Source organism: Microbacterium sp. zg.B48 (assembly GCF_024623505.1).
Taxonomy (GTDB): Bacteria; Actinomycetota; Actinomycetes; order Actinomycetales; family Microbacteriaceae; genus Microbacterium.
Genome location: NZ_JANJFE010000005.1, coordinates 64,839 through 91,338 on the forward strand (window position 1 = coordinate 64,839; position 26,500 = coordinate 91,338).

The 26,500-nt window shown below is 68.8% G+C and carries 27 protein-coding genes and 3 tRNA genes; 18 read left to right on the plus strand and 12 right to left on the minus strand.

The window, feature by feature from the left end; all coding sequences use genetic code 11:
• Positions 1 to 8 precede the first annotated feature (8 nt).
• The 6 genes from NQ152_RS04250 (at position 9) to NQ152_RS04275 (ending at position 6,714) form a co-directional block, all read left to right on the plus strand.
• Positions 9 to 1,259: an MFS transporter gene (locus tag NQ152_RS04250; RefSeq protein ID WP_257500934.1), complete on the plus strand. Its 1,251-nt coding sequence runs from the start codon at positions 9 to 11 to the stop codon at positions 1,257 to 1,259.
• A 52-nt stretch (positions 1,260 to 1,311) separates the two neighbouring features.
• Positions 1,312 to 1,746, plus strand: coding sequence for a hypothetical protein (locus NQ152_RS04255; RefSeq protein WP_257523131.1), 435 nt, complete (start codon positions 1,312 to 1,314; stop codon positions 1,744 to 1,746).
• 55 nt (positions 1,747 to 1,801) lie between these two features.
• On the plus strand, positions 1,802 to 2,497 hold the full coding sequence (gene nucS / locus NQ152_RS04260; protein WP_257500936.1) for an endonuclease NucS: 696 nt from the start codon (positions 1,802 to 1,804) through the stop codon (positions 2,495 to 2,497).
• 151 nt (positions 2,498 to 2,648) lie between these two features.
• Positions 2,649 to 3,332, plus strand: a complete 684-nt coding sequence (locus tag NQ152_RS04265; protein ID WP_257523132.1) for an HAD hydrolase-like protein — start codon at positions 2,649 to 2,651, stop codon at positions 3,330 to 3,332.
• Positions 3,319 to 4,590 (plus strand): hypothetical protein, encoded by a 1,272-nt coding sequence (locus tag NQ152_RS04270; RefSeq protein ID WP_257523133.1) that lies wholly within the window; start codon positions 3,319 to 3,321, stop codon positions 4,588 to 4,590. The genes NQ152_RS04265 and NQ152_RS04270 overlap by 14 nt, the downstream gene beginning before the upstream one ends.
• Positions 4,591 to 4,641: 51 nt before the next feature.
• Complete coding sequence (locus NQ152_RS04275; RefSeq protein WP_257523134.1) at positions 4,642 to 6,714, plus strand: bifunctional lysylphosphatidylglycerol flippase/synthetase MprF; 2,073 nt, start codon at positions 4,642 to 4,644, stop codon at positions 6,712 to 6,714.
• A gap of 98 nt (positions 6,715 to 6,812) precedes the next feature.
• Here the strand turns inward: NQ152_RS04275 and NQ152_RS04280 are convergent, their stop codons facing one another.
• Positions 6,813 to 7,019, minus strand: coding sequence for a cold-shock protein (locus NQ152_RS04280; protein WP_091485579.1), 207 nt, complete (start codon positions 7,017 to 7,019; stop codon positions 6,813 to 6,815).
• A 285-nt stretch (positions 7,020 to 7,304) separates the two neighbouring features.
• Between NQ152_RS04280 and NQ152_RS04285 the strand changes: the two genes are divergently transcribed.
• Positions 7,305 to 7,943, plus strand: coding sequence for a GntR family transcriptional regulator (locus NQ152_RS04285; RefSeq protein WP_257523135.1), 639 nt, complete (start codon positions 7,305 to 7,307; stop codon positions 7,941 to 7,943).
• Between the two features lie 40 nt (positions 7,944 to 7,983).
• Positions 7,984 to 8,469, plus strand: coding sequence for a GNAT family N-acetyltransferase (locus NQ152_RS04290; RefSeq protein ID WP_257523136.1), 486 nt, complete (start codon positions 7,984 to 7,986; stop codon positions 8,467 to 8,469).
• A gap of 89 nt (positions 8,470 to 8,558) precedes the next feature.
• Here NQ152_RS04290 and NQ152_RS04295 read toward each other — a convergent pair.
• Positions 8,559 to 8,642 (minus strand) — tRNA-Leu (locus NQ152_RS04295).
• Positions 8,643 to 8,917: 275 nt separating this feature from the next.
• Between NQ152_RS04295 and NQ152_RS04300 the strand changes: the two genes are divergently transcribed.
• The 7 genes from NQ152_RS04300 (at position 8,918) to pknB (ending at position 17,780) form a co-directional block, all read left to right on the plus strand.
• On the plus strand, positions 8,918 to 9,658 hold the full coding sequence (locus NQ152_RS04300) for a DUF3662 and FHA domain-containing protein (protein WP_257500942.1): 741 nt from the start codon (positions 8,918 to 8,920) through the stop codon (positions 9,656 to 9,658).
• The gene (locus NQ152_RS04305; RefSeq protein WP_257500943.1) at positions 9,655 to 10,170 is read left to right on the plus strand and encodes an FHA domain-containing protein; all 516 of its coding nucleotides are present in this window, start codon (positions 9,655 to 9,657) and stop codon (positions 10,168 to 10,170) included. The genes NQ152_RS04300 and NQ152_RS04305 overlap by 4 nt, the downstream gene beginning before the upstream one ends.
• A gap of 14 nt (positions 10,171 to 10,184) precedes the next feature.
• Positions 10,185 to 11,423 (plus strand): PP2C family serine/threonine-protein phosphatase, encoded by a 1,239-nt coding sequence (locus NQ152_RS04310; protein WP_257500944.1) that lies wholly within the window; start codon positions 10,185 to 10,187, stop codon positions 11,421 to 11,423.
• Positions 11,420 to 12,817 (plus strand): FtsW/RodA/SpoVE family cell cycle protein, encoded by a 1,398-nt coding sequence (locus NQ152_RS04315; RefSeq protein ID WP_257500945.1) that lies wholly within the window; start codon positions 11,420 to 11,422, stop codon positions 12,815 to 12,817. The genes NQ152_RS04310 and NQ152_RS04315 overlap by 4 nt, the downstream gene beginning before the upstream one ends.
• Before the next feature lie 37 nt (positions 12,818 to 12,854).
• Complete coding sequence (locus tag NQ152_RS04320; RefSeq protein ID WP_257500946.1) at positions 12,855 to 14,312, plus strand: penicillin-binding protein 2; 1,458 nt, start codon at positions 12,855 to 12,857, stop codon at positions 14,310 to 14,312.
• Positions 14,309 to 16,015, plus strand: coding sequence for a serine/threonine-protein kinase (locus NQ152_RS04325; protein ID WP_257500947.1), 1,707 nt, complete (start codon positions 14,309 to 14,311; stop codon positions 16,013 to 16,015). The genes NQ152_RS04320 and NQ152_RS04325 overlap by 4 nt, the downstream gene beginning before the upstream one ends.
• 64 nt (positions 16,016 to 16,079) lie before the next feature.
• Positions 16,080 to 17,780, plus strand: coding sequence for a Stk1 family PASTA domain-containing Ser/Thr kinase (gene pknB, locus NQ152_RS04330; protein ID WP_257500948.1), 1,701 nt, complete (start codon positions 16,080 to 16,082; stop codon positions 17,778 to 17,780).
• A gap of 69 nt (positions 17,781 to 17,849) precedes the next feature.
• On the opposite strand, the gene NQ152_RS04335 is transcribed toward pknB, so the two are convergent.
• From NQ152_RS04335 to NQ152_RS04345, 3 genes are read right to left on the minus strand one after another with little or no spacing between them, the layout of a single operon-like run.
• Positions 17,850 to 18,482: a gamma-glutamyl-gamma-aminobutyrate hydrolase family protein gene (locus NQ152_RS04335; RefSeq protein WP_257500949.1), complete on the minus strand. Its 633-nt coding sequence runs from the start codon at positions 18,480 to 18,482 to the stop codon at positions 17,850 to 17,852.
• A gap of 21 nt (positions 18,483 to 18,503) precedes the next feature.
• Positions 18,504 to 18,659 carry a hypothetical protein gene (locus tag NQ152_RS04340; RefSeq protein ID WP_257500950.1) on the minus strand — a complete coding sequence of 52 codons (156 nt, stop codon included), beginning with the start codon at positions 18,657 to 18,659 and terminating at the stop codon, positions 18,504 to 18,506.
• Entirely contained in the window at positions 18,659 to 19,489 is an 831-nt protein-coding gene (locus NQ152_RS04345; protein WP_257500951.1) for a class E sortase, read from the minus strand. The genes NQ152_RS04340 and NQ152_RS04345 overlap by 1 nt, the downstream gene beginning before the upstream one ends.
• Positions 19,490 to 19,582: 93 nt before the next feature.
• Between NQ152_RS04345 and NQ152_RS04350 the strand changes: the two genes are divergently transcribed.
• Positions 19,583 to 19,822, plus strand: coding sequence for a cell division protein CrgA (locus NQ152_RS04350; RefSeq protein WP_257523137.1), 240 nt, complete (start codon positions 19,583 to 19,585; stop codon positions 19,820 to 19,822).
• 181 nt (positions 19,823 to 20,003) lie between these two features.
• Here NQ152_RS04350 and NQ152_RS04355 read toward each other — a convergent pair whose 3' ends face one another.
• Positions 20,004 to 20,879 (minus strand): rhomboid family intramembrane serine protease, encoded by an 876-nt coding sequence (locus NQ152_RS04355; protein WP_257523138.1) that lies wholly within the window; start codon positions 20,877 to 20,879, stop codon positions 20,004 to 20,006.
• A 15-nt stretch (positions 20,880 to 20,894) separates the two neighbouring features.
• Positions 20,895 to 21,467: a peptidylprolyl isomerase gene (locus NQ152_RS04360; protein ID WP_257500954.1), complete on the minus strand. Its 573-nt coding sequence runs from the start codon at positions 21,465 to 21,467 to the stop codon at positions 20,895 to 20,897.
• A 98-nt stretch (positions 21,468 to 21,565) separates the two neighbouring features.
• On the opposite strand from NQ152_RS04360, the gene NQ152_RS04365 reads away from it, so the two are divergent.
• Positions 21,566 to 22,150 carry a DNA helicase gene (locus tag NQ152_RS04365; RefSeq protein WP_257523139.1) on the plus strand — a complete coding sequence of 195 codons (585 nt, stop codon included), beginning with the start codon at positions 21,566 to 21,568 and terminating at the stop codon, positions 22,148 to 22,150.
• Positions 22,151 to 22,211: 61 nt separating this feature from the next.
• Entirely contained in the window at positions 22,212 to 22,694 is a 483-nt protein-coding gene (locus NQ152_RS04370; protein WP_374113558.1) for an aminoacyl-tRNA deacylase, read from the plus strand.
• 11 nt (positions 22,695 to 22,705) lie between these two features.
• Here NQ152_RS04370 and NQ152_RS04375 read toward each other — a convergent pair whose 3' ends face one another.
• The 5 genes from NQ152_RS04375 to gyrA all read right to left on the minus strand — a co-directional run bounded on the left by NQ152_RS04375 (position 22,706) and on the right by gyrA (position 26,485).
• Entirely contained in the window at positions 22,706 to 23,131 is a 426-nt protein-coding gene (locus tag NQ152_RS04375; protein ID WP_257523140.1) for an NUDIX hydrolase, read from the minus strand.
• A gap of 100 nt (positions 23,132 to 23,231) precedes the next feature.
• Positions 23,232 to 23,304: transfer RNA gene (locus NQ152_RS04380), tRNA-Ala, on the minus strand.
• Between the two features lie 7 nt (positions 23,305 to 23,311).
• Positions 23,312 to 23,385: transfer RNA gene (locus tag NQ152_RS04385), tRNA-Ile, on the minus strand.
• Positions 23,386 to 23,513: 128 nt separating this feature from the next.
• Entirely contained in the window at positions 23,514 to 23,918 is a 405-nt protein-coding gene (locus NQ152_RS04390; protein WP_257523141.1) for a DUF3566 domain-containing protein, read from the minus strand.
• The gene (gene gyrA, locus NQ152_RS04395; protein WP_257500958.1) at positions 23,915 to 26,485 is read right to left on the minus strand and encodes a DNA gyrase subunit A; all 2,571 of its coding nucleotides are present in this window, start codon (positions 26,483 to 26,485) and stop codon (positions 23,915 to 23,917) included. Before gyrA ends, NQ152_RS04390 begins: the two co-directional genes overlap by 4 nt.
• Positions 26,486 to 26,500: the final 15 nt, after the last annotated feature.

The window sequence follows — 26,500 nt, forward strand, 5'->3', positions numbered from 1 at the left end:
TTGCCCGCATGGAACTCGAGCTCGCCCGCGCGCAACTGGTGCGGTGGCGCACCGCGATCTTCGCGATCTTCCTCGCCAGCGGTCTGAGCATCGCGACGTGGGCATCACGCGTGCCGGCCATCAAAGTCGCGCTGGACGTCGACAACATCCAGATCGGCCTCATGCTCCTCAGCGCGGGCATCGCCTCGATTCTGGGTCTGTCGCTGGCGACGCTGGTGCTGGCGCGGTTCGGCGCGCGAAGCGGCATGCTCGGAGCGATCCTGGTGTTCGCGCTCGGGGTGGCGGTCATCGGCGTCGGCACCGACGTGCTCCACTCGTACGTCGCAGTGGTGGCCGGTCTGGCGCTGTTCGGCCTGGGCAACGGGGCGGTCGACGTCATGATGAACGTCGAGGGCGCCGCGATCGAGAAGCAGGTGGGAAAGACGATCCTGCCGCTGTTCCACGCATTCTTCAGCGTCGGCACGGTGATCGGCGCCGGCCTGGGCGCCCTCGCCGCGACGATCGGGCTGAACGTGCTGGTCCACACCTCGGTGATGGCCGTCGTCATCGTGGTCATCGCCTTCGCCTCCCATGCCAACGTTCCCGCCCGGGAGATCACGCTCGACCGGGTCGAGGCCGGACCGAAGTCCCGCTGGCAGACACGGCTCCACACCGCGCTGTCCGCCTGGCGAGAACCGCGCACCTACGCGCTGGGAGTCATCATGCTCGGGATGGCATTCGCCGAAGGCGGCGCCAACGATTGGCTCGCGCTGGGGATGGTCGAAGGCCACGGCGCCACTCAGGCTGTCGGTGCGCTCGGCCTGACGGTCTTCTCGGTGAGCATGACGGTCGTGCGCGTCTTCGGGGGTCCGCTGGTGGACCGGTTCGGTCGGGTCTGGATCCTGCGCGTGCTCTCCGTTCTGGCCACGGCGGGTCTGCTGCTGTTCATCCTGGCCCCCAGCATCCCGCTGGTGTTCGTCGGGGCGGCGCTCTGGGGAGCGGGCGTCTCGCTCGGCTTCCCGCTCGGTATGTCGGCGGCCGCCGATGATCCGGCCAAGGCGGCGGCGCGCGTGAGCGCGGCCGCCACGATCGGCTACATCTCCTTCCTGTGCGGGCCGCCCATCCTGGGGTTCATCAGCGAGCACATCGGCCTGCTGAACACGCTCTACATCCTGGTCGGGCTGGCGATCGCCTCCGGACTCGCGTCGGGCGCCGCCAAGCCGCTGCCCGGAACGACCGTGGACGCCGCTGCGTCGCACGCGCCGTCCGAGCGGGGTTGACCATTCCCTGATCTCCGACGCCGGAGACGCGATCAGGCATCTGCTGCTCGGGGTGATGGAGAAACGCGCCTCCGATCGCGGTCTCGACGCGATCCTCACCGCGCCGGGCCGAAACGCGCGGTTCGCCGATGAGTTGGGCCGCCGATTCATTCCGACGGGGGACCGGCTCGTTGCCGGCGCCGTCGAGGGCGGCGAGTTGCGTCCCGACTTCAGCGGCCAGGAAGTCTGCTTCCTGGGTTTCATGGTCGGCAAGGTCGCGGACATCACCCGGGAATCGAACCCCGAGGTGTGGCGTCGCTGCGCACAGCTGCTCATCGACGGCACTCGCCCGTCGGAGAAGACCCGACCGCGACCTGGAGTTCGATGTGCTGTCCCCTGGGGAACCACCGACGAGGGTCCCTCCGTGGGACCCGTGCGCTCGCGGACCGAGATCCGCGACCGCATCGACGCGATCATCGACCGCGTCCGAGCCGGAGGCAACCGCTAGGGCGACGCCCTCGGCACGTTCCACTGCCGCACGCGCGGCCGGTACCGTAGCAGGAATGAGACTCGTCATAGCCCGGTGCTCCGTCGACTACACGGGACGTCTCACTGCGCATCTGCCGCTCGCCACCCGACTGCTGATGGTGAAGGCCGACGGCTCAGTCCTGGTTCACAGTGACTCGCTCAGCTACAAGCCTCTGAACTGGATGAGTCCGCCGTGCACGCTGACGGTCTCCGCGCCCACCGAAGCTGACGCCGCGGGCGGGGTGGTCGAGCTGTGGAAGGTCGCGCACACCAAAACCGGCGATGCCCTCCTGGTCCGCATCCATGAGGTCGTGCACGACACATCGCACGAACTGGGCGTCGATCCGGGGCTCGTCAAGGACGGCGTCGAGGCTCATCTGCAGCGACTCCTGGCCGAGCAGGTCGCAGTCATCGGCGAAGGGCTCACCCTGGTGCGTCGAGAGTTCCCGACGGCGATCGGCCCGGTGGACCTGCTCCTGCGCGATGCCGCCGGCGGCACGGTCGCCGTCGAGGTCAAGCGCCGCGGCGACATCGACGGAGTCGAGCAGCTCACGCGCTACCTCGAGCTGCTCGGCCGCGACCCGCATCTGGCACCCGTCACGGGCGTGTTCGCGGCGCAGGAGATCAAACCGCAGGCGCGTGTACTCGCCGCCGATCGGGGCATCCGCTGCGTCACCTTGGACTACGACGGCATGAAGGGCGTCGATTCCGGCGCACCGCGGCTGTTCTGACCGCCGGTTCCCGGTGCGAACGCACGCGCACCCCCGCGGTTCACTTGTCCTGGATGTACGCGCACCGAGCGGTTTCCGGTACATCCAGGACAAGTGAACGGCCGTGGGCGGCGCCATCTCGCCGGCGGGAGTGCCCGCATAGGCTGGTGCCATGGGGAATAGATCGCCGTGGACGTGTGTGCTCTGGGATGTCGACGGCACCATCGTGGATGCCTCCGAGGGCATCCTGCGACGCCTGGCCGTCACGCTCGAGCACTTCGGCAAGACCGCGCCGACCAGGGCGGAGCTGGTCCACTGGATCGGACCGCCGATGTTCCAATCGTTCCAGGTCACCGGCGGCATGACTCCGGACCAGGCCGCGGAGGCCGTCGCGTTCTACCGGGTGCTGGGCAAAGCCGACGGCTATACCGCCGGCGCGAAGCTCTTCGCCGGGGTCGGCGAGCTGATCAGGCAGCTCGCCGAGGACGGCGTGCCCCAGGCCACCGCCAGCTCGAAACCCGAGGTGCAGGTCGCGGCGCTCATGGATCATTTCGACCTCTCACCGTGCTTCACCGCGATCGTCGGAGCCACCCCCGACGAGCGGACGCTGGCGGCCAAGGCGGACATCGTCGCCGAAGCGCTGCGCAGACTGGAGGCGGCGGGCGTGGACACGAGCCGCCCGGTGCTCGTCGGCGACCGGCACCATGATGTCGAGGGCGGCGCCGAGCGGGGCGTGCCCGTGATCTTCGTCCGCTGGGGGTTCAGCTGGCCGCACGAGGCGGCCGGCGCGCAGGCGGCGGTGGCCACGGTGGACGAGTTGCGGCATCTGCTGCTGATCGGGGATGCCGGTGCCTGAGGTCCTCAGCGGGGTGCTCGCGTGGGCGGTGCCTGCGGTGATCGTCTTCGGTGCCACGGCCATCGCGGTGGTGGTGGCGGTGTGGGCGATCCGCCGGGCGCGGCGTTCCCCGCGGGCTCGGGCGGCCGCAGACAACCTGCGCGCCCGCGCCGGTGCGGCCCTCGTGACGCTGGATGATGCCGTTGACGAGCTCGACCTCGAGGTCGGCCTTTCCGGGGCGCTGTATGGGGGAGGTGCGCCGGCATCCCTGCGCCGTGCCCGCCTGACCGCGCAGCACGTGCGGGATGCCTCGTTCGAGGAGTATCGGCAGATCGCCGAGCGCGACGCCACTCCCGACGAGATCAGGCGCGTCTCGACGCGGATCGAGCGGCGCAGCGCCGAGGCACTCGCGACGATCTCCGCCGCCCGGGCCGAGCATTCCGGCTGGGTGCACGCCAATGTCTCCGCGGCAGCACAGATCGCGGCCGCGCAGCAGCGCCTGGCCGCTCTGCGCGCCACCATGGGCGACCCTGCTGCTCTGGTCGCCGAACTGTCGTCGCGGTTCGCCGAGGACGAGTGGACGGATGCATCCCGCGCCGCGCGCGCCGCCGTCGACCACGCGGACGAGGCGGCCCGTCATCTCGCGAGCGCGGCCCGCACGGCCGAGGATCCGACCCGCACCGCGCTGGTCGAGCTCGCGGAGGCGGAGCGGGCCCTGCGCCGCGCCGAGGTCGAGGCGCGCGCCCTGGAGGAGACGCACCGGCTGGCCACGCAGGCCGCGCAGGCGGTCACCGGTGAGATCGCCGCGGCGCGCACCGCCCTGCGGCAGGCGTTCGCAACGCGCGACCAGCTGGAGCCAGCGGATGCCGCTCGCCTCGGCTCGGAACTGCGCGCTCTGGAAGCCGAGCTGACCTCGCTCGAGGCGGATGCCGCGCAGCGGCCGACCCGGACGATCGATCGCGTCGCACGGCTGCGCGATCGCCTCGACCTCGCACTCGGCGACGCGCGCACCGCGCAGCAGCGCCTCCGCGGCGCCCGCACCGCTCTGCCCGGGACCCTCGCGGCGGCCCGCAACGCGGTCGCGCACGCCGAAGCATCCCTCGGTCATGTCCGGGCGAGCGCCGACGCCCGCTCGCGACTGATCTCCGCGCAGCGGGAACTGGCCGCGGCCCGCCAGATGCAGGATCCGGTCGACGCGCTGGATGCCGCCCGGCGGGCGATGCGCGACGCCGAGGACGCGAAAGCCCTCGCCGACTACGACCGTCTCGCCGGACGGTGAGCCGGTCGGCCGCGCGCCGGGGGCCGGCGCCGACGCCGCTATCGTGAAGCCATGACCGACGTCCAGACCACGCCGCGCCGTCCCCTGCTCGTCGTGATGAGCCGGATACCGGCGACGCTGATCCTGGTCGCCTCGCTCCTGGTCGTCGGCGTCCTCTCCGCGGGACTGTGGACCCCGTTCCAGGACTCGCCGCTGTGGGAGAACGTCGCCTACGGTCTGCCTGCGTTCCTGGACGGGAGATGGTGGACCCCGATCACCGGCACGTTCTTCGTCAACCACCCGCTGGTCTACATCCTCACCATCGGCAGCTTCGTCGGAATGGCATATCTCGAGTTCCGGCGTGGTTCCCGGGTCGCCATCGCGTATTACACGGTCGGTCAGCTGTTTGCGATCTTCGCCAGCGCCCTGCTGGTGTGGCTGTTCGCATTCCTGCCGTGGCCGTGGGCCCAGGCTGAGGCGCTGGCGTTGGACGTCGGTCCTTCCGGGGGGGCGATGGCGTGCCTCGCGGCGGCCGCCGGCCTGCTGAGCGCCCCATGGCGGGTGCGCGCCTGGGTGGTCCTGCTCGGATTCACCGTGGTGAGCCTGTTGTTCTGGGGATCCCTTGCCGACCTCGAGCACGCAGTTGCGGTGGTCCTGGTGCTGTTCGTGGACCGATCGCTGCGACTTCAGCGCACGACGATGCGCGAACAGCGCCTTCTGGCGTTCGCGACGATCCTGGCCCTGCTCGCCGTCGAGATCCTGACCTTCCTCGTGCCCACCGACGGGCCGTTCGGCAGCACCACGGCGCGGGGAGGATCGATCCTGGACATCGGGATCGACATCGTGGTGGTGCTGATCGTGGCCAACGGGCTGCGTCGCGGCCGGCGGTGGGCGTGGGTGATCAGCATCATCCTGGGCGCCTTCAACGTCCTGACCGGCGTGCTGTTCGTGGCGCTGCTCGTGTTCGTGCCGGGCGCCGAGATCGAAAGCTCCGTTGGCGACGTGAGCGTGGCCATCGCGCAGTCCGCGCTGTGGGGCGTTCTGCTGGTCTACCTCCTGTGGGTGCGCGGCGCATTCGCCGCTCACCGCAAGGCGACGATCGGCACCGGGCCCGAGCCGTCGGTCGAGGACGTGAAGACCGCACTGCATGCGCACGGAGGCGGCACGCTGTCCTGGATGACGACGTGGCGCGGCAACAGCTACGCCCGAACGACCGACGGCATCGTCGCCTACCAGAAGCGGGCGGGAGTGGCGATCGCTCTGGCCGACCCCCTCGGACCGGAGCGGTCACGCGCCCAGTCGGTCCAGGAGTTCATCACCATGGCCGAACGTGCCGGCCTGATCCCGTGCTTCTTCAGCGCCGGCGATGCGACCAAGGCGGCGGTCCCCGAGTCGTGGCGCAACCTCGTTGTCGCCGACGACACGATCGTCGACCTGCCCGGTCTGGAGTTCACCGGCAAGGCATGGTCGGCTGTGCGCACGTCGATCAATCGCGCGGCCCGCGAGGATGTGACCTTCCGCATGACGCGGCTGTCCGACGAGCCGTGGGGAGTCCAGCAGCAGCTGCGGGCCATCTCCGAGATGTGGGTGGGCGACAAGGGGCTGCCGGAGATGGGGTTCACCCTGGGCACCCTGGACGAGGCGAAGGACCCCGAGGTTCGGCTGGCGCTGGCCGTCTCGGCGAACGGCGACGTGGACGGCTTCCTGTCATGGCTGCCGATCTTCGGCGATGACGGAAAGGCGCGCGGCTGGACGCTGGATCTGATGCGGCGCCGGGACGGCGGATTCGGTCCCGTGATGGAATTCCTGATCGGCTCGTCGGCGAAGCACTTCTCCGAGGAGGGCGCCCAGATCATGTCCCTCTCCGGTGCGCCGCTCTCTCATGACTACCCGCCGGATGCCGGGGCCATCGCCGGTCTCTCGGACTGGCTGGCGAAGATGCTCGAGCCGGTATACGGCTTCGGCTCGCTCCACCGGTTCAAGGAGAAGTTCCACCCGCGGTACGAGACGATGTACCTGCTCTTCCGCGACGAGACCGACCTGACCCGCATCGGGGCGGGACTGACCCGCGCGTTCCTGCCCGATGCGACGCTGCGGCAGTTCGCCGGGGCAGGGGTGGAACTCATGCGGGGCGAGCGCGACTGAGCCGGTGCGTGGCCGAGCCGGTTCGAAGGCCGAGCCGGCACCGAAATCGGACGCGACCCGCCCCGCATGTCGCGGCGCGAGCGCCGCGTGTCAACCGATCAGACCGGACGAATGTTCTCAGCCTGCAGGCCCTTCGGGCCCTGGGCTACTTCGAACTCGACGCGCTGGTTCTCTTCAAGCGAGCGGTAACCGCCCGACTGGATCGCGGTGTAGTGCGCGAAGACGTCAGCGCCGCCGTCATCAGGAGCAATGAAGCCGAAGCCCTTCTCCGCGTTGAACCACTTGACCGTGCCCTGGGTACTCATGTATTGCCGTTCTGTTGTGCCCGCGCCATCTGCGTCGAGTCCCGATCAGGGTACCGAAAACTGGGCTGATAGCGGGAAAACTCGGGAAAGAAGGTGACACGAATGTTGCATGTCGCCATCGTCCGCCCGGGCTGAGAGAAGACACTCGAAGCCCGGGCGTCGACGGATCCCCCCGGATAGGCCACGCGTGGCGTGACATCGCACACTCTATCGATATATCGGCCTTTCGGCGAGGAAATCCGTCAGCCGGAATCGTCCGTCGATCGGACGTAAAATACGAGTGCAATGAGATCGTCCCTTCCTCCCCTCGAACCACAGGGCAGCGTCCTCGGTGATGAGGTGTACTCGCTCCTCGGCGAGGCGATCCTCGACGGTCGGCTCAGCGCCGGCGAGCGGCTGCGGGACCAGGAGCTGGCCGGGCAGCTGGGAGTCTCGCGCACCCCGGTCCGGGAAGCACTCCAGCGGCTGGAGCGGACCGGGCTGGTCGAGGTCTTCCCCAATCGCTACACGCGCGTGTCCGTGCCGGGCGAGCGCACGCACGCGGACACGAACGAGTTCTTCGTGTACATGATGGGCAACGCGCTGCTGCTGGCCCTGCGGCGCTGCTCCGACGAAGCCCTCGCGCACAGTCTGGAGCACGCGGACGCGATCATCGCGGCATCCCGCATCGACGATCATGACGGCATCATGGCGGCGACGTCGCGATTCCTCGAACGCATCATCGCGGACAGCGAGAACGTGGTCTTTCTCAGAGTGATGCGCGAAGCAGAGCTGGCCATCCGGCGCAACCTGGCGGGATGGCACCCGTTCGTTCAGTGTCCGATCCAGCGCACCGAGAGGTACGTGGAGTTCCGCCATGCCGTCGCGTCGCGCGACGGGATTCGCGCCGAGGCGATCCTGCGCGACCTGCACGGGCTGGCCTGACCACTGACGCCTGTCGCCGCCCCTCGCTAGCGTTGTGGGTGTGAGTCACATCGAACTGCGCGACCTCGACGAGGATGACCTTGACGCGATCTTCGAGATGATGCGCGATGAGGCCGCCGTGGAGATGGCCGCGTTCACCGCCGCGGACCCGAACGATCGGGACGTCTTCGACGAGTGGATCGCCCGGCAGCGTGCCACCGCGGATGTCGCGCTCTACGTGGTGACCGAGGGTGGCGGGTTCGCGGGCACGGCGGCGCTCTTCTCCGCCGACGGCGAGCGGGAGGTCACGTACTGGATCGCGCGGCACGCCTGGGGTCGCGGTCTCGCGACAGAGGCGCTGCGGCGGCTGGTCTCCCGCGAACCGGAACGGCCGCTGTTCGCCCGCGTCGCCGCGCACAATGCGGCATCCGTGGCCGTCCTGACCAAGGTCGGGTTCACCGAGGTCTCCCGCGACATCGACTTCGCGCCCGGCCTCGGGCGGGATGCCGAGGAGATCGTGCTGGTGCTGGTGCCCACGCTGGAGTAGCCGAGACGGGCGGCAGGGGGCGGTTGTCCGCCACCGGTCACCCGGACGAATGAAGAAGGCCCCCGTTTCCGGGGGCCTTCTTCGTGTCGTGCGCGAGGGGGGAGTTGAACCCCCACGCCCTTTCGGGCACTGGCACCTGAAGCCAGCGCGTCTGCCTATTCCGCCACTCGCGCGAGATGCGGCATCCGGAGATACTGCGCAACTCAACTTGCCGAGGATATCACGCGCGCGGCCAGACCCCGCATCGCGGTCGGACCCCCGCCTCGGCGCGTGCCCGCGCACCGGTCAGGACGGCAGCGATCCGGCGTCTCGGCTCCGTCGGATCCGCCCCCGGGCCGCGGAACTGCGCCGCCCCGGCCGTGCGCACCGCCCGCAGGACGCAGTTCCCAGCTCCGCACAGCGTATGCAATTAGCATGTACCGACTGGCATCCCTGCCTAAGGAGTCGTGTGGGACTACTTGACAGCTTCGAGAAGGGTCTCGAGCGCGCCGTGAACAGCGCGTTCGCGAAGACCTTCCGCAGCGGTATCCAGCCCGTCGAGATCGCTTCCGCACTGCGCAGCGAACTGGACAAGAAGGCCGCCATCGTGAGCCGAGACCGGATCCTGGCGCCCAACTCCTTCACCGTGCATCTGTCCACCGCCGACGACGAGCGCATGCGCACCCTCGGCGGCGCCCTCGGCGAAGAGCTGGACACCCTCGTGCACAAGCACGCCAAGTCCCAGGGCTATTCGTTCGCCGGACCGGTGTCGATCACGCTGGAGCGCGACCCGCAGCTGTCCACCGGGACCCTGCGCGTGGATTCCTCCACCGCCGAGGGCCGCGTGGCGTGGCGCGGTGTGCTCGATGTGGAAGGAAAGCGGCATCCGCTGGTGAAATCCCGCACGGTGATCGGCCGGGGCAGCGACGCCGACATCACGATCTCGGACTCCGGGACCAGCCGCAAGCACGTCGAGATCCTGTGGGACGGCGAGCGCGCGATGGTGCGCGACCTGCAGTCCACGAACGGAACCCTGCTGGACGGGCGCAAGGTGACCGAGGCGGCGCTTCCGCCGGACTCGACCGTCACGATCGGGCGCACCGACATCGTCTTCCGCGTGGTCGCGCAGGCCGCCCCGGCACGCCCGGTGCAGCCGGCCGCCGACGCGACCCGCGCCTACGACCTTCGCGACGGGGGGCCGCTGCGGTGAGCGAACTGACCCTCCTGCTGCTGCGCATCGGATTCCTGCTGCTGCTGTGGTTCTTCGTGTTCGCGGTGGTGTACTCCCTGCGCGCCGATCTGTTCGGCGTGAAGGTGCGACGGATGCCGGAGCCGGTCGCAGCGCCGGCCGCGGCGGCACGGGCCACGGCGCCGGTCGCCCCGCAGCGGGCAGCGCCGTCCGGCGCGCGCGGCGGACGGGCCACCACCGAGACCGTCTCGCGCATCGTCATCACCAGCGGGCCGAAGGCCGGACTCGAACTGCCGCTCGGCACCGAGCCGCTCACCATCGGACGCTCCAGCGAATCCGGCTTGGTGATCCGCGATGACTACACGTCCAGCCACCACGCGCGTCTCGTGCTGTGGGGCGAGCAGTGGATGATCCAGGACCTGGACTCCACGAACGGAACCTGGCACGACGGTGCCCGCGTCAGCTCTCCGGTGCCGATCATCTCGGGTGCACCGATCAAGGTCGGCGCGACGACCTTCGAGCTGCGGAAGTAGCGGACCCCTCACACATGGTCTTCCAGGGTTCGAGCGCCGCCATCTCGCACACCGGCAAGGTGCGCTCCAACAACCAGGACTCCGGCTATGCCGGGTCGAACCTGTTCGCCGTCGCCGACGGAATGGGCGGCCACGCCGGCGGCGATGTCGCCTCCAGCCTCGCCATCGCACGCCTGGAGCGCGTGGACCACCCGTTCGAGTCCACGTCCGAGGCCGAGCGTGCACTGCGCGATGCGATCGCGGATGCCGCGGTCGAGCTGATCGACACCGTCCACATCAAGCCGGAGCTCGCGGGCATGGGCACCACGGTGAGCGCGCTGGTCATGGTCGATGACTACGCGGTGATCGCGCACATCGGCGACTCGCGCATCTACCTGTACCGCGACGACGCGCTGACGCAGATCACGACCGACCACACCTTCGTGCAGCGCCTGGTCGACTCGGGTCGCATCACACCGGAAGAGGCACGGTTCCACCCGCGCCGGTCGGTGCTGATGCGCGTGCTGGGCGACATGGACCCCGACCCCGAGCTGGACACCTTCATCATGCCGACCCAGCCCGGGGATCGCTGGCTGCTGTGCTCGGACGGGCTGTGCGGCGTCATCGACGACGCGCACACCGCCAAGGCGCTGGCGCTCGGGCTGGCACCGGGCCGCACCGCGGACAATCTGCTCAAGCAGGCGCTCGATGCCGGAGCGCCCGACAACGTCACGATCGTCCTGGTGGACGTGGGCGGGCAGCATCCGATCTTCTCCGGCACGCCCACCATCGTCGGCTCCGCCTCCAACCCGCTGGGTGTCGAGGTGCCCGCCGCGCGGACCGGACGCAGCGGATGGCTGCACCCGAACCGGCAGGCGGCCAACGAGCCGAGCCACTTCGAACCGGCGGCCGAGTTCCTGGAGGAGCTCATCGAGGAGGATCGCCGCCGCGCCAAGCGTCGGCGCATCGGCTGGATCGTCGGGCTGGTCCTGGTGCTCGTGCTCATCGCGGGGGTTCTGCTCGCGGCCTACAACTGGACGCAGACGCGCTACTACGTCGGTGCCGACGAGGACACCGTGGTGATCTTCCAGGGGATCCAGCAGAACATCGGTCCGATCGCGCTGTCCACACCGTACGAGGACACCGAGATCCTGCTGGCCGACCTTCCCTCCTTCAGTCGCGCCACCGTCGAGCGCACCATCTCGGCGCGCTCACTGGCCGACGCCGAGGCCATCGTGGATCGGCTGCGCAGTTCTGCGGAGGCCACCCGATGAGCGCACCATCCCGCAGCACCGAGTCGATCGCCGCCGACACCGCCGTCATCCGTGCGCTGCGCCGCATCCGGGTGCCACAGACCCAGCGCAACCGCGAGCTGTTCCTGCTCATCTTCGCCTTCGCCATCAACGCCTCCTCCGTCGCACTGGTGCAGCTGGGCGCGCTGGGCGCGATCGACGCCACCTTCCTGATCTACTGCGGCGGTCTGATGGCGCTGGTGCTCGCCCTGCACATCGTGCTCAGGCTGCGAGCGCAGGATGCCGACCCGTTCGTCCTGCCCATCGCAACCGTGCTCACGGGCCTGGGCATCGCGATGATCTACCGCATCGACATCGCGCTGGACCTGCACGGGTGGGACGCGTACTCGACCAAGCAGCTGGCCTGGGCGGGCATCGCGGTCAGCGGTGCGATCGCGGTGGTGCTCCTGCTGCGCAACTACCGGCTGCTCTTCCGCTACACGTACATCGCCGGCCTGGTCGGCGTCGTGCTCCTGATCCTGCCGATCGTCCCCGGCCTCGGAACGGACGCGAACGCGGATGTCTGGGTCTCGCTCGGGTTCTTCTCGTTCCAGCCCGGCGAGCTGGCCAAGATATCCCTGGCGATCTTCTTTGCCGGCTATCTGGTGCGCACGCGCGAGAGCCTCACGTCGGTGGGCACGCGGTTCCTCGGGCTCACCTGGCCGCGCGCCCGCGAGCTCGGCCCGCTCCTGGTGATCTGGCTGGTCTCCCTGGGGATCATCGTGCTGCAGCGGGATCTCGGCACCGGCCTGCTCATCTTCGGGATGTTCGTGGCGATGCTGTACGTCGCGACCGGCAAGACCAGCTGGGTCGTCATCGGCGTGCTGCTCGCGGCCGCCGGCGCCTTTCTCGCTTCACGCGTGCTGCCCTACGTCGGCGGCCGGTTCACCAACTGGCTCGACGCGTTCAACCCGGAGGTGATCGAGCGCAGCGGCGGAAGCTACCAGCTCGTGCAGGGGATCTTCGGGCTCGCCCACGGCGGTCTGCTGGGCACGGGCCTGGGTCAGGGTCGCCCCTACATCACGCCGCTCTCGCAGAGCGACTACATCCTGCCGAGCCTCGGCGAGGAGCTGGGCCTCATCGGGGTGTTCGCGATCCTCTGCCTCTACATGGTCTTCACCAGCCGCGGCATCCGCATCGGGCTGGCCGGTCAGGACGACTTCGGCAAGCTTCTGGCGACCGGGCTGTCCTTCACGATCGCGCTGCAGGTGTTCATCATGGTCGGCGGCGTGACACGGCTGATCCCGCTGACGGGGCTGACCACCCCGTTCCTCGCCGCGGGCGGATCATCGCTCGTGGCCAACTGGATCATCGTCGCGATCCTGCTGCGGATCTCCGATGCGGTGCGCAGCCGTCCCCGGGTGGTGATCGGGTGATGACCACGACCCACACCCGCGCGGCGGGGGGAGCGGGATGACGAAAGAGCTCAGGCGTCTGAGCATCCTGATGCTCCTGATGTTCCTCGCCCTGTTCGCCTCGACCAGCGTGATCCAGGTCGTCCAGGCCGAGACGCTGGCCGAAAACGACCGCAATACCCGATCGCTCTACGACTCGTACGAGGTGCAGCGCGGCTCGATCATCGCCAGCGGTGCCGCGATCGCGTCCTCGGTGCCCTCGGACGACGTGTTCAGCTGGCAGCGGGTCTACGCCGACGCGCCCATGTGGGCACCGGTGACCGGCTACATCAATCCCGCCCTGGGCGCGGCGACCGGCCTGGAGCAGGCGATGAACCAGGAGCTGAGCGGCACCGCCGGATCCCAGTTCCTCGACCGCGTCGAGCGCATCTTCACCGGGCAGCCGCCGCGGGGCTCCAACGTCTTGGTCACCCTGGATGCCGACATCCAGCGGGCTGCGTATGACGCCCTGGGCACCCTGGAGGGCGCGGTCGTGGCGATCGAGCCGTCCACCGGCAAGGTGCTGGCGATGGTCACCAGCCCCAGCTTCGACACCAATCTGCTGGCCTCGCACAACACGAACGAGGTCAACGCCGTCTACGACCAGCTGGAGACGGACCCCGCGCACCCGCTGTTCAACCGCGCGATCGGCGGAGACCTGAACCCGCCGGGGTCGACCTTCAAGCTGGTCGTCGCCTCCGCCGCTCTCGCCTCCGGTGAGTGGACTGCGCAGTCTGCGCTGCCCAATCCCGCCTCCTACCAGCTGCCGCAGTCCAGCAGCGTGGTCTTCAACGCCAGCGGCGGCACGTGCGGACCCGGCGAGACGGTGACGCTCGCCGATGCGCTGCGCCTCAGCTGCAACATCCCGTTCGCGGAGCTGGCGGTGCAGCTCGGCGACACCGCGATCCGCGAGGAGGCGGACAAGTACGGCTTCAACGCGGGGCTGTCCATTCCGCTGAAGGCGACACCCTCCAGCTATCCGCGGGGGCTGGATGATCCGCAGACGGCGCTCACCGGATTCGGCCAGGGACAGGTCACCGCGACTCCGCTTCAGATGGCGATGGTCTCGGCGGGCATCGCGAACAAAGGACTGGTCATGAACCCACGCATGGTCGACCAGGTCATCGGCGCCGATCTCTCGGTGCAGCAGAGCTTCCAGGACACCGAATTCGGACGAGCGCTGGATTCCGCGCTCGCCGCGGATCTCGCGGCGATGATGGTCGCCAATGTCAGTGACGGTGCTGCGTCGGGTGCAAGAATGGACGGGGTCGATGTGGGCGGCAAGACAGGCACCGCGGAGAACGGATCAGGTCAGCCGTACACACTGTGGTTCACCGGGTTCGCTCCCGCGGACAACCCGCAGGTGGCCGTTGCCGTCGTGATCGAAGACGGCGGCGGCGAGGGTCAGTCGGGCAGCGGCAATACGATCGCAGCACCGGTCGCGAAGAAGGTCATGGAGGCGGTGCTGGGACGATGAGACCGACGCAGGGAGTGACCTTCGGCGGCCGCTACGAGTTGGACTCGCGGATCGCGATCGGCGGCATGGGTGAGGTGTGGGAAGCGACGGACCACGTTATCGGACGTACGGTCGCCATCAAGATCCTCAAAGACGAGTACATGGGCGACCCGGGATTCCTGGAGCGGTTCCGCGCCGAGGCGCGTCACGCCGCCCTGGTGAACCACGAAGGCATCGCCAGCGTCTTCGACTACGGCGAGGAGGCCGGCAGCGCGTTCCTGGTGATGGAACTCGTGCCCGGCGAGGCGCTGTCCACGATCCTCGAACGTGACGGATCGCTCTCGACCGACAAGACGCTCGACATCGTCGCGCAGACCTCCGCGGCGCTGCAGGCGGCGCATGCTGCCGGGCTCGTGCACCGAGACATCAAGCCGGGCAACCTGCTGATCACCCCGGACGGCCGCGTCAAGATCACCGACTTCGGCATCGCGCGCATCGCTGACCAGGTTCCGCTGACCGCGACCGGCCAGGTGATGGGCACGGTGCAGTACCTCTCACCCGAGCAGGCGTCCGGCCATCCCGCGTCGCCGGCCACCGACACCTACTCACTGGGCATCGTCGCGTACGAGTGCCTCGCCGGACGGCGGCCCTTCACCGGCGAATCCCAGGTCGCCATCGCTATGGCCCAGATCAACGAGCAGCCGGCGCCGCTGCCGCCGACCGTGGCCGTGCCGGTGCAGAACCTGGTCATGGCCATGATCGCCAAGAAGCCCGAAGACCGCCCCGCGTCTGCGGCGGCGGTGGCCCGTGCGGCCACCGCACTGCGGCGGGGCGACGTGGCCGCTGCCGCAGCTGCGGTTCCGGCGGTCGCGACCGGTGCATCGACCGGCGACGACATGACCCAGCTGCTGACCTCGGCCGGACAGACCGGCGCCGCGACGCGTCTGCTGCCGGCACCCGATGCCCCGGAGCAGACTCCGGAGCCCAAGAAGCGCAGCCCGTGGACCTGGCCGCTGATCGCCCTCATCGTGCTGCTGCTGCTGGTCCTGGGCGGCACGGTCTGGGCGTTCCTGGCCAATCAGCAGCCGGAACCGGCCCCCACGACGACTTCGGCGACTCCGACGGAAACCCCGCCGACGCCCACACCGACGCCGACCACGTCGACCATCCCGGTGGACACGCTCGGCCTGGAGGGGCTGGATTGCACCGAGGCGGCCACGCGGGCGCGCGATGCGGGCGTGGATGCCGTGGACTGCGTCGCGGGAGACCCGGCTCCGACCGCGAACGATGTCAACAAGGTCTACCGCGTGAGCCCATCGGGCAACATTCCGCCCTCGCAGCTGCTGACGCTGACGTACTACGTGGATCAGGTGGCTCTGCCCGCTCCGGCCGCGCCGACCATGGAGGGAACCGTGGTCGCCGGCGAGGAGACGCAGATCTCCTGGTCGGGATACACCTGTCCCTCCGGAACGGGCCAGGTCAGCGCGTACAACTTCACGGCCGTGCATGGGACGTTCTCGAGCACCGGTCAGTCCACGGCCGCGTTCGGTCCGAACGACCGCAACGGTCGGCTGCTGGCCGACAACAGCCCCGGTCAGACGATCATCGTGACCTATACCGTGACGTGCTCGGGCGGTTCGGCCGGGCAGCGCGAGAGCGGGCCCTCCGGCGAAGCGAACGCGCAGATCCAGCCGTCCGCACCGGATCCCACACCGACCCCGTAAGCGTTCGATTCAGTGAGTCGAGCCGCAGCGGTTAGGCTGGCTCTGTTCCACCCAGGGAGTGACCGTGACAGCTGAGCCGCGCGTGCTTTCGGGGCGCTACCGAGTCGACGAGCTCATCGGTCGTGGCGGTATGGCCACCGTCTATCGCGGGTACGACCTGACCCTCGGTCGGCAGGTGGCCATCAAGCTGCTGAACCGGGACCTCGCCAACGACAATGCGTTCCGCACACGCTTCCGCCTGGAAGCTCAGGCTGCCTCGCGAATGGCGCATCCCACGATCGTGCGCGTCTTCGATGCCGGCGAAGACACCGAGATGGGCCCGGACGGCACGGTGCGGCCGGTGCCGTACATCGTCATGGAGCTGGTCCACGGCGCGCTCCTGAAGGACATCATCAGCGCCGGCCCGGTACCCGTGCCGGACGCCGTGCGCTATGTGGACGGCATCCTGGAGGCGCTGGAGTATTCGCACCGCGCCGGTGTGGTGCACCGCGACATCAAGCCCGGAAACGTCATGGTCACCGACGCCGGCCAGGTCAAGGTGATGGACTTCGGCATCGCCCGCGCGGTGTCGGACTCGTCCTCGACGGTCGCCGAGACGACGGCGATCCTGGGCACCGCCGCGTACTTCTCGCCCGAGCAGGCCAAGGGCGAGCCGGTCGACGCGCGGGCGGACGTGTACTCGGCCGGTGTGGTCCTGTACGAGCTGGTGACCGGCCGTCCCCCGTTCCGCGGCGAATCGCCGGTCGCGGTCGCCTACCAGCACGTCAGCGAGGCACCCCTGCCGCCGTCCGAGGTGAATGAGTCGGTCCCGCGCACGCTGGATGCGGTGATCCTCCGTGCGCTCGCGAAGGATCCGTTCCAGCGCTACCAGGATGCCGCCGCGTTCCGCGAGGCCCTCGACGCGACGGTGGGCGGCAAGGTGCCGTCCAAGAAGGCGGTCGGCGCCCTGACCAGCGAGCTGTACGGCCCCAACCCGCGGCAGGCCGCCGAGACGGCGCGATCCCTCCGTCAGCTCAGCACCGACACCACCATGAAGCGGACCCAGGCGGGCCCGCCGGTGGCCTGGATCTGGGCGAGCGTGGCCATCCTGGCCGTGCTGCTGATCTCCGTGCTCTTCTGGGTCCTGTCCATCCGGCCCGGAACCGACGTGCCGTCCAACGCGCGACTGGTTCCCGATGTCGCCGGTATGACCTACGAGCGCGCGAGCGTGGAGATCGGCGACGAGGATCTGACCGCCTTCCGCGTGGACGAGCCGAACTCCAGCGTCGCGGTGGGAAATGTCATCCGCACCGACCCCGGCGCGGGCGCCTCGGTCAGCCCCGGCCAGGAGGTGCGTGTCTACGTGTCCACCGGGCAGGCGACCACGACCGTCCCGACTCTGGAGGGGCTCGGTCAGGATGCCGCGGCGGCCGCACTCGCCGACGCGGACCTCGCGCTGGGCGCGGTCACCCCGCGCAACGATCCGGCGCTGGGGGCCGGCACGATCATCTCGGCCGATCAGCCGGCGGGGGCCAAGCTCCCGGTCGGAGCGACGGTGAACGTCGTGGCGGCCACCGGACGCGTCGTGATCAACGACGTCACCGGGTACACGCTCGAGGCGGCCACCCGCGAGCTCGAGGGGCCGGAATCCCAGCTCGTCGTCACCGCCCAGGAGGATCCCTCGTGCACGGCCGTGGACCCGCCGGTCGTCAGGACGCAGTCGATCGCACCGGGTGAGGCGCCGATCCACTCCGACGTGATCCTCACCTACTGCTCCGGACCCTGATCGGCCGCGCATCCGGGAACGCTCGGGCAGCGCGGTCGATGCCGTGTGCGGGCAGGGTGGGTCGTCGGGTCAGCGCCGCGGATGCAGCGCGGCGCCGCGGGCGGACGCGTCGGCGAAGCCGACGGATTCGAGCCAGTTGCCCAGCAGGCGGTGGCCGCCCTCGGTGAGCACGGCCTCCGGGTGGAACTGGACGCCCTGGATCGGCGCCGTCCGATGCGCGATGCCCATGATGACGCCACTGTCGGTCTGACTCGTGACGACCAGCTCCGCCGGCAGCGTGCCAGGGACGATCGCGAGCGAGTGATACCGGGTCGCCGTGAACGGACTGGGCAGCCCCGCGTAGAGGGGATCGTCGTCGTGCTCCACCAGGGAGACCATTCCGTGCATGAGTTCGGGGGCATGAGCCACCGTCGCACCGTACGCCTCGGCGATGGCCTGATGGCCGAGGCAGACGCCCAGCAGCGGGATCCGGGCGGTCGCGGCGGCTCGCACCACTGCGATCGACGCTCCCGCGCGCGCCGGAGTGCCGGGACCGGGTGAGACGAGCACGCCCCGGTAGTCCGCGATGACGGATGCCGCGGCATCCGTCGCGATCGCATCCGCCTCGACGAGGTCCGTGTCCGCACCGAGCTCGTGGAGGTACCCGACGAGCGTGTGGACGAAGCTGTCGTGATTGTCCACGACGAGGATCGGCGCGCTCACCTCAGCCGCCCGGGAGCGCACTCAGCCAACGGTGACGTCCTGGGGGTTGACGATCTCGCCGATCCAGGGGAATGCGTAGAAGAACAGGCCGTAGAGCACCGCAGCGATCAGGACCAGCAGAATGAGGAGCCGAACCCACCACGGGCCGGGCAGGACTCGCCATAGCGCCGCGTACATCAGGCGGTCACTCCTTCGGTGAGGGATGCCGGTGGCCCGGCCGAGCGTGGGGTGAACGACTCGAACACGCCGTACGCGATCACGCGTTCGGAGAATCCGTAGCGCGGACTGCATGTGGTCATCGTGATGAGCTTGTCGGTCGCCGTCGCATCGTCGACCTGTGGCACCGGCAGCAGCACCTCGACCTGGTCGGGCTGGACGTATTCGAGGTTGCGGAACCGGTAGGTGTACCAGCCGTCGGCGGTCTCCACAACGATCGCATCGTTCACCCGAAGCGCGGGCAGGTCCTGGAAGGGAGCTCCATGGCTGCCGCGGTGGCCGGCGACGGCGAAGTTGCCCGTCGCCCCGGGCATGGACGTGCCCGGGTAGTGCCCGATGCCGATGGGGTTGAGCGTGACCGAGGCGTCCACCCCGCCGGCCATGTTGAAGAAGTAATCCGGGCCCAACCGCGGGATCCGCATGATCCCGAAGATCTCGCCCTCTGCCGGCTCGGCAAGGATCGGCGCCTCCACGGGGGTCGGCTCGATGGGGTCGGCGACGGGCGGCTCGTTGGGTGCGGTGGGCTGCGCACTGCTCGTCGGCGGCTCGGTCGGCTCCTGTGAGGCCCACTGCTCAGACAGCGACTTCGCCTCGTCCTTGAACTGGGCGCCGATGATGAGGTCCCCGATCCACAGCTGCCACGACACGTACAGCAGCGCGATCACGCCGACCGTGATGAAGAGCTCGCCCAGGACGCCCATGATCGAGAGGCCTCGTCGCGACGGTGGATTCCTGCGCCGATCGCGTCGCGTCGGGGTGTTGCGCCCGTCGTCGTTCGTCGCCTCGTCCACAGGTGGATTCTAAGCCAGTGCCGCTGTGGTCCCGCCGGGAGCCGGGTCCGGGCGATCGCCGGGCCGCCTGGGGCGGCAGGGTAGGATATCGCTATGGCGCGACCCGGCAAAGACGACGACTCCCTCGTGGAGCGCACCGAAGGCGAAGCCGCACCCAACCCGGTGTGGTTCAAGCCGATCATGATCGGCCTGATGCTGGTCGGGCTGGTCTGGGTGCTGGTGTTCTATCTGAGCGGCCAGCAGTTCCCCATTCCCGGCGTCGGTGCCTGGAACCTCGTCATCGGATTCGGCATCGCCTTCGTCGGATTCCTCATGACGACACGCTGGCGCTGACGCCCATCCGCACACCACCGGCTCGGGAATTACACCGGTGTGATTCATCCCCAGCTGTGGATGAACCTGTGGATAACTCTTGCCGCGTGAGCGGATCAATGCCGCGCAGCGGCGTTGATGCGTCACGGGGCAAGGTCGAGTAGCGCGCAGAGCGCGCGTATCGAGGCCCCGCGTGAGCGGATCACCCGTAGATCAGCGGCGGCACCAGCAGCAGCGCGAACAGCCCCACCGTGATGGCGGCGAGCAGCCACAGCTGCAGGGCCCGGCGTCGAACCGATCGCGTCCGCGCGTACACCAGGCCGACCAGCGCACCGACGGCGAGACCGCCGATGTGCGCCTGCCACGCGACCTGGAAGCCCGGGACGAAGCCGATCACCAGGTTGATGCCCAGGATCAGGACGATGCCGCGGATGTTGGCGCCGATGTGCCGACCGATCACCAGCAGAGCCCCGAGCAGGCCGAAGACCGCACCGGATGCGCCGACCACCCAGATGCCCGGAGCGATGAGCGCCACACCCACCGAGCCGCCGAGTCCACCCATCAGGTACAGCGCGAGGAACCGCCAGCGTCCCAGCAGCGGTTCCAGGCTGCGGCCGATCATCCACACGGCGAGCATGTTGAGCCCGACGTGGAAGAAGCCGCTGTGCACGAGCAGCACGGTGAACAGACGCCACGGCTGAAAAGGTGCGACACCCCACGCCGGCATGACGAACAGACTGTTGAAGGCGAGCAGCTCCTGGACGGCCAGTCCCGGGATCAACTGCGTCAGGTAGACCAGCAGCGTGAGCCCGATGATCCCGTAGGTCACCAGCGGCCGGGAGTCGGCGACGGTGGCGGCCCGCGGACGGGTCCAGCGTCGTTCGGCCTTGCGCTGCGCCGCGGTCTGGCTCTTCTGCTGCTCGCCCATGCACTCCGGGCAGATCACGCCGACCGCGCCCTGCGTCTGGCACTCCGGACAGACCGTACGCAGACATCGCTGGCACAGCACGAAGCTCTGCCGGTCGGGATGCCGGTAGCAGTAGTTGTCGCTGTTGCCAGCGAAATCAGGCGAGGTCACGCGCGGTGCGAGGTCCTAGACGGCGACGACGTCGACCGACTGCAGCACGACGGGCTCGAGCGGACGGTCGCCGGCTGCCGTGGGCAGCGCGCTGATCGTGTCGACGACGGCCTTGGAGGCGTCATCGGCGACCTCGCCGAAGATCGTGTGCTTGCCCTGCAGCCACTCCGGTCCGCGACCGCCCTGACCGGGGACCGTGATGAAGAACTGCGAACCGTTGGTGCCCTCGGGCTGACCGGTGATCGCGTTGCGTCGCAGACCTGCATTGGCCATCGCCAACTTGTACGGCGCGGTGAAGGTCAGCTCGCCGTTGATCTCGTCGTTGAAGTTGTAGCCCGGGCCGCCGGTGCCCTGTCCGAGCGGGTCGCCGCCCTGGATCATGAACCCTGAGATGATGCGGTGGAACACGACGTCCTTGTACAGCGGGCCCGTGCCGGGCTTTCCGCTTGCCGGGTCGGTCCACTCCTTTGATCCGTCGGACAGCCCGATGAAGTTCGCGACCGTCTGGGGAGCGTGGTCTCCGAAGAGGTTGACGACGATGTCGCCGTAGTTGGTGTGCAGGGTGGCTACCGCTGTGTGCTGAGGCATGTCATCCATTCTCTCAGAGTTCCGTGGGAACCCTCCCGTCCCGGGTGCGGTCTGGCAAGATGGGAAAACTACTACCCCCGGCCTTTGGGAGGGCAACCGTGAGCGTCAACCGCAAGCGCAAGAAGGAACTCCGCCGACTCCAGGTGCAGGCGAACAATCTCTGGGAGTCACAGCAGGTCCTCGTCGGCGAAGCCGCGAACGTGGCGCGCGAGGCCAGCAGGCAGCTCGGCCACTTCGGTCGCGAACAGGTCGTGCCCTCGGTGCAGGCGGGTTACGGAAAGTATGCCGCCCCTTATGTCGACAAGGGGATGCAGTTCTCCAAGCACGTGCTGAGCGACAAGGTCGTCCCCACCGCCGGAGCCGTGGTCGGATCCGCGCTGTCGGTGTGGGACGCCGCGAACGACACCCGTTCGCGTCTCACCACCGGTAAGGGGTTCGCGCTCCCGGATGCTGCAGCGTATGCGAAGAAGGCCGACAAGTACGGCGCGCAGGCATCCAAGCGCATGGCGCAGAAGCTGCGCGTCCTCGACCCGCCCAAGAAGGGCATCGGCGCCGGAGGCGTCGTCGCGATCATCCTGGGTGTCGCGGCTGCTGTCGGCGTGGTCTACGCGGCCTGGCAGACGCTTCGGGCCGACGATGAGCTGTGGGTCGCCGACGACCCGCTGCGCGCACCCGACGCCTGAGCGGAATCGACGAAGAGCCCTGCCATTCGGTGGGGCTCTTCTTCGTCGCTAGCCTGGGACGATGAACGACGCCATGGACCCGACGGCGCGGGTCCGCGCTGCCGCTGCGGCCCGCGGACTGCCCATCCAGATACGGCCGCGCCCGGCAGCGAACAGCCTCGCCGAGGCGGCCGAGCTGCTCGGCATCCCTCCCGCGGGAATCGTCAAGACACTCGTGGTCAAGCGCAGCGATGACACCTATCTGTTCGCGCTCATCCCCGGCGACCGCGCGATCTCCTGGCCGAAGCTGCGCGCTGTGGTCGGCGTGAACAAGCTGCAACTGCCCGATCCGGCCCGGGCGCTGGCGGCGACCGGCTATGAGCGGGGCACGATCGTGCCCATCGGCAGCATCCACGACTGGCCCGTCTTCGCCGACGAGCGCATCGTCGGCCAGCGTGTCGCCATGGGCGCCGGCGCCCATGGCTACAGCCTGTTCGTGGAGGCCGATGACCTCATCGGTGCGTACGGCGCAACCGTGGCCGACATCTCGCAGTCGATCCCGTAGCTTCCGGCGCCTCAGTCGCGGCGCGCCATCTTCAGCGCGATGTCCACCAGCTTGACCCGGTGCAGCGTGTGCAGGCTCTGCAGCGGGAACCACCCCGCGCGATCGGTGGACCCGTTGGTCTCGTTGCGCAGTCGGCCGCCGATCACCCTCGCGCGGTACACGATGCGAAGGGCGTGCAGGGGACCCGTGGCACCGGGTGTGAGCCGTCGTGCGGCCGGAATCACCCGCGAGTGGATGCCGAGGAGCTCGCCCACGGCCACCCGGTAGCCCGTCTCCTCGCGCACTTCACGGCGCACGGCATGCACCGGATCCTCGCCGGGATCCAGCCCGCCCCCGGGAAGAGTCCACGCCGCACGGCGCCCCTCGTTCCAGTGGGCCAGCAGCATCCGATCATCGGCGTCGATGATGACGGCGTACGCCGCGACCCGCGTGTCCATGGCTCGACTCTACCGACGAGCGATCGCGCGAGCCGATCGAATCCCTCCACCCGGAAACCCAAGAAGCACCGACCCTGACGGGCCGGTGCTTCTTGCACTGTGGAGCCTAGGAGATTCGAACTCCTGACATCCTGCTTGCAAAGCAGGCGCTCTACCAACTGAGCTAAGGCCCCGGACTTGTGGGGCTACCAGGACTTGAACCTGGGACCTCTTCATTATCAGTGAAGCGCTCTAACCGCCTGAGCTATAGCCCCGTTTTCGCTGCGACGCGAGCGCCGTCAACCTGCAAGACTTTACCCGAATCGCGGGCATTTGACGAATCCGGGCCACGGGCGCGCATCGCCCGCCGTCTGTGCGCCGCCGAGGCGACCCGGAGTCGGCATCAGTTCGAGGTGAACCCGACCAGCAGGCCGCCGGTCACCTTGACCGCAAGGTTGTAGATCCCGGCGATCACCGCGCCGAGCACGGTGACGACGACGAGGTTCAGGATGGCCACGATCGCGGCGAACGCCATCACCTGCGGCAGTCCGACGAACGCCGTGATGGAGATCCCACCGTCCGAGAAGCTCTGGAAGAACTCGTCGACCTTGCCGATCAGGCCCGTGGTCTGAACGATCAGATAGACCAGGAAGAAGCTCACCACGGTGACGATCGCGAGGGCGACGGCGGCCAGGAACGACAGCTTCACCGCCGACCAGAAGTCGACGTACACCAGGCGGAGGCGCACCTGCTTGGCGCTGGTCTTGTGGCTGGACTTCTTTGCGAGCTTGTCGGCTACGGTGCTCATGCGTCAGTACTCTCTTCGGGGGTCTCGGCGGAGGCCTCGGGTGTGCCGGGCACGAGAACTGCTTCCGTGTCGGCGGCCTCTGATGTCTCGGTGAGGCCACGCTCTCCGTTGCGGGCGATCGCGATGATGCGATCATCGTCGTCGGCGCGGGTGAAGACGACGCCCATGGTGTCGCGACCCTTGGCAGGGACCTCGGCCACGGCAGAGCGTACCACCTTGCCACTGGCAAGAACCACCAAGACCTCGTCGTCCTCGGAGACCATCAAACCGCCGGCCAGGACGCCCCGATCGTCACTCAGACGCGCCACCTTGATGCCCAGTCCGCCGCGGCTCTGGCGGCGGTACTGCTCGATGGCGGTGCGCTTGGCGTACCCGCCATCGGTGACCACGAAGACGAAGGCGCCGGGCTCGGCGACGGATGCGGACAGGAGGCTGTCCCCCTCGCGGAAGGACATCCCCTTCACTCCCTCGGTGGAGCGTCCCATCGGCCGCAGCGAATCGTCGGTGGCGACGAAGCGGAGCGACATCCCGTGACGGCTGATGAGCAGGATGTCATCGCCCTCCTCGACCAGCAGTGCACTGGTCACCTCGTCACCCTCGCGCAGCCGGATCGCGATGACCCCGCCTTGGCGGTTGGTGTCGTACTCGGTGAGCCGCGTCTTCTTGACGAGTCCGCTGCGCGTGGCCAGCACGAGATAGGTGGCCACGCTGTAGTCCCGGATGTCGAGGATCTGTGCGATCTCCTCATCCGGCTGCAGCGCCAGCAGGTTCGCGACGTGCTGGCCCTTCGCATCGCGGCCGGCCTCCGGCACCTCGTACGCCTTCGCGCGGTACACCCGGCCCTTGGTGGTGAAGAACAGGAGCCAGTGGTGGGTCGTGGTGACGAAGAAGTGCTCCACCACGTCGTCGGCGCGCAGCTGTGCGCCCTTGACTCCTCGACCGCCGCGGTGCTGCTGGCGGTAGTTGTCGCTGCGGGTGCGCTTGATGTAGCCGTCGCGGGTGACGGTGATGACCATCTCCTCCTCGGGGATCAGGTCCTCGATCGACATGTCGCCGTCGTACCCAGGCAGGATCTGGGTGCGTCGATCGTCACCGAACCGCTCGACGATGGAGGTGAGCTCGTCGCGGATGATCGTGCGCTGACGCACCGGGTCGGCCAGGATCGCCTTGAAGTCCGCGATCTGCGACTCCAGCTCCGCCGCCTCGTCGATGATCTTCTGACGCTCCAGGGCTGCCAGGCGACGCAGCTGCATCGTCAGGATCGCGTCCGCCTGGATGTCGTCGATCTCCAGCAGCGCCTTCAGGCCTTCGCGGGCGTCGTCCACGGTCGGTGAACGGCGGATGAGCGCGATCACCTCGTCGAGCGCGTCAAGCGCCTTCAGATAGCCGCGCAGGATGTGCATGCGCTCCTCCGCCTTGCGCAGCCGGAACTGCGTGCGGCGGACGATGACCTCGATCTGGTGATCGATCCAGTGCGTGATGAACCCGTCCAGCGGCAGCGTGCGCGGCACGCCGTCCACGATCGCGAGCATGTTCGCGCCGAAGTTCTCCTGCAGCTGGGTGTGCTTGTACAGGTTGTTCAGCACGACCTTCGCGACGGCATCCCGTTTCAGGACGATCACCAGTCGCTGCCCGGTGCGCCCGGAGGACTCGTCGCGGATATCGGCGATGCCGGTGATCTTGCCCTCGCGGGCGAGGTCGCTGATCTTGACGGCGACGTTGTCGGGGTTGACCTGATAAGGCAGCTCGGTGATCACCAGGCAGGTGCGGCCCTGCACCTCTTCGACGTTCACGACGGCACGCATCGTGATCGAGCCGCGCCCGGTGCGGTAGGCGTCCTTGATGCCCCGGGTGCCGAGGATCTGCGCGTGCGTCGGGAAGTCCGGCCCGGGGATGCGCTCCATGAGCGCTTCGAGCAGCTCCTCGCGGTTGGCGTCCGGATGGGCCAGCGCCCACAGTGCCCCGCTGGCGACCTCGCGGAGGTTGTGCGGCGGGATGTTCGTGGCCATTCCGACGGCGATGCCGACCGAGCCGTTGACCAGGAGGTTGGGGAAGCGCGCGGGCAGGACGACCGGCTCACGGGTCTGACCGTCGTAATTGTCCTGGAAGTCGACGGTCTCTTCTTCGATGTCGCGCACCATCTCGAGCGCGAGCTGAGCCATCTTGGTCTCGGTGTACCGCGGCGCAGCGGCGCCCTGGTTGCCGGGAGAGCCGAAGTTGCCCTGACCCTGCGCCAGCGGGTAGCGCAACGACCACGGCTGCACGAGGCGCACCAGTGCGTCGTAGATCGGCGCGTCGCCGTGCGGGTGGTAGTGACCCATCACCTCGCCCACGACGCGTGCGCACTTGGAGAAGGACTTGTCCGGGCGGAAGCCGCCGTCGTACATCGCGTAGATGACGCGGCGGTGCACGGGTTTCAGGCCGTCCTCGACGCGGGGCAGCGCGCGCCCGATGATCACGCTCATCGCGTAGTCGAGGTAGCTGCGCTGCATCTCGGCCTGCAGATCGATCTGGTCGATGCGGCCGTGGTTGTGCTCGGGGACGGCGGGGCGTGATTCGTCAGTCATCGGTTTCGTTTCGTT

Bases quoted from the DNA above. Each gene is read 5' to 3' on its own strand.
- NQ152_RS04250 (WP_257500934.1), top strand. From the start codon at position 9: ATGGAACTCGAGCTCGCCCGCGCGCAACTGGTGCGGTGGCGCACCGCG.
- nucS (WP_257500936.1), top strand. From the start codon at position 1,802: ATGAGACTCGTCATAGCCCGGTGCTCCGTCGACTACACGGGACGTCTC.
- NQ152_RS04265 (WP_257523132.1), top strand. From the start codon at position 2,649: ATGGGGAATAGATCGCCGTGGACGTGTGTGCTCTGGGATGTCGACGGC.
- NQ152_RS04270 (WP_257523133.1), top strand. From the start codon at position 3,319: ATGCCGGTGCCTGAGGTCCTCAGCGGGGTGCTCGCGTGGGCGGTGCCT.
- NQ152_RS04275 (WP_257523134.1), top strand. From the start codon at position 4,642: ATGACCGACGTCCAGACCACGCCGCGCCGTCCCCTGCTCGTCGTGATG.
- NQ152_RS04280 (WP_091485579.1), bottom strand. From the start codon at position 7,019: ATGAGTACCCAGGGCACGGTCAAGTGGTTCAACGCGGAGAAGGGCTTC.
- NQ152_RS04285 (WP_257523135.1), top strand. From the start codon at position 7,305: ATGAGATCGTCCCTTCCTCCCCTCGAACCACAGGGCAGCGTCCTCGGT.
- NQ152_RS04310 (WP_257500944.1), top strand. From the start codon at position 10,185: ATGGTCTTCCAGGGTTCGAGCGCCGCCATCTCGCACACCGGCAAGGTG.
- NQ152_RS04315 (WP_257500945.1), top strand. From the start codon at position 11,420: ATGAGCGCACCATCCCGCAGCACCGAGTCGATCGCCGCCGACACCGCC.
- NQ152_RS04320 (WP_257500946.1), top strand. From the start codon at position 12,855: ATGACGAAAGAGCTCAGGCGTCTGAGCATCCTGATGCTCCTGATGTTC.
- NQ152_RS04325 (WP_257500947.1), top strand. From the start codon at position 14,309: ATGAGACCGACGCAGGGAGTGACCTTCGGCGGCCGCTACGAGTTGGAC.
- NQ152_RS04340 (WP_257500950.1), bottom strand. From the start codon at position 18,659: ATGTACGCGGCGCTATGGCGAGTCCTGCCCGGCCCGTGGTGGGTTCGG.
- NQ152_RS04350 (WP_257523137.1), top strand. From the start codon at position 19,583: ATGGCGCGACCCGGCAAAGACGACGACTCCCTCGTGGAGCGCACCGAA.
- NQ152_RS04360 (WP_257500954.1), bottom strand. From the start codon at position 21,467: ATGCCTCAGCACACAGCGGTAGCCACCCTGCACACCAACTACGGCGAC.
- NQ152_RS04370 (WP_374113558.1), top strand. From the start codon at position 22,212: ATGAACGACGCCATGGACCCGACGGCGCGGGTCCGCGCTGCCGCTGCG.
- NQ152_RS04375 (WP_257523140.1), bottom strand. From the start codon at position 23,131: ATGGACACGCGGGTCGCGGCGTACGCCGTCATCATCGACGCCGATGAT.
- NQ152_RS04390 (WP_257523141.1), bottom strand. From the start codon at position 23,918: ATGAGCACCGTAGCCGACAAGCTCGCAAAGAAGTCCAGCCACAAGACC.
- gyrA (WP_257500958.1), bottom strand. From the start codon at position 26,485: ATGACTGACGAATCACGCCCCGCCGTCCCCGAGCACAACCACGGCCGC.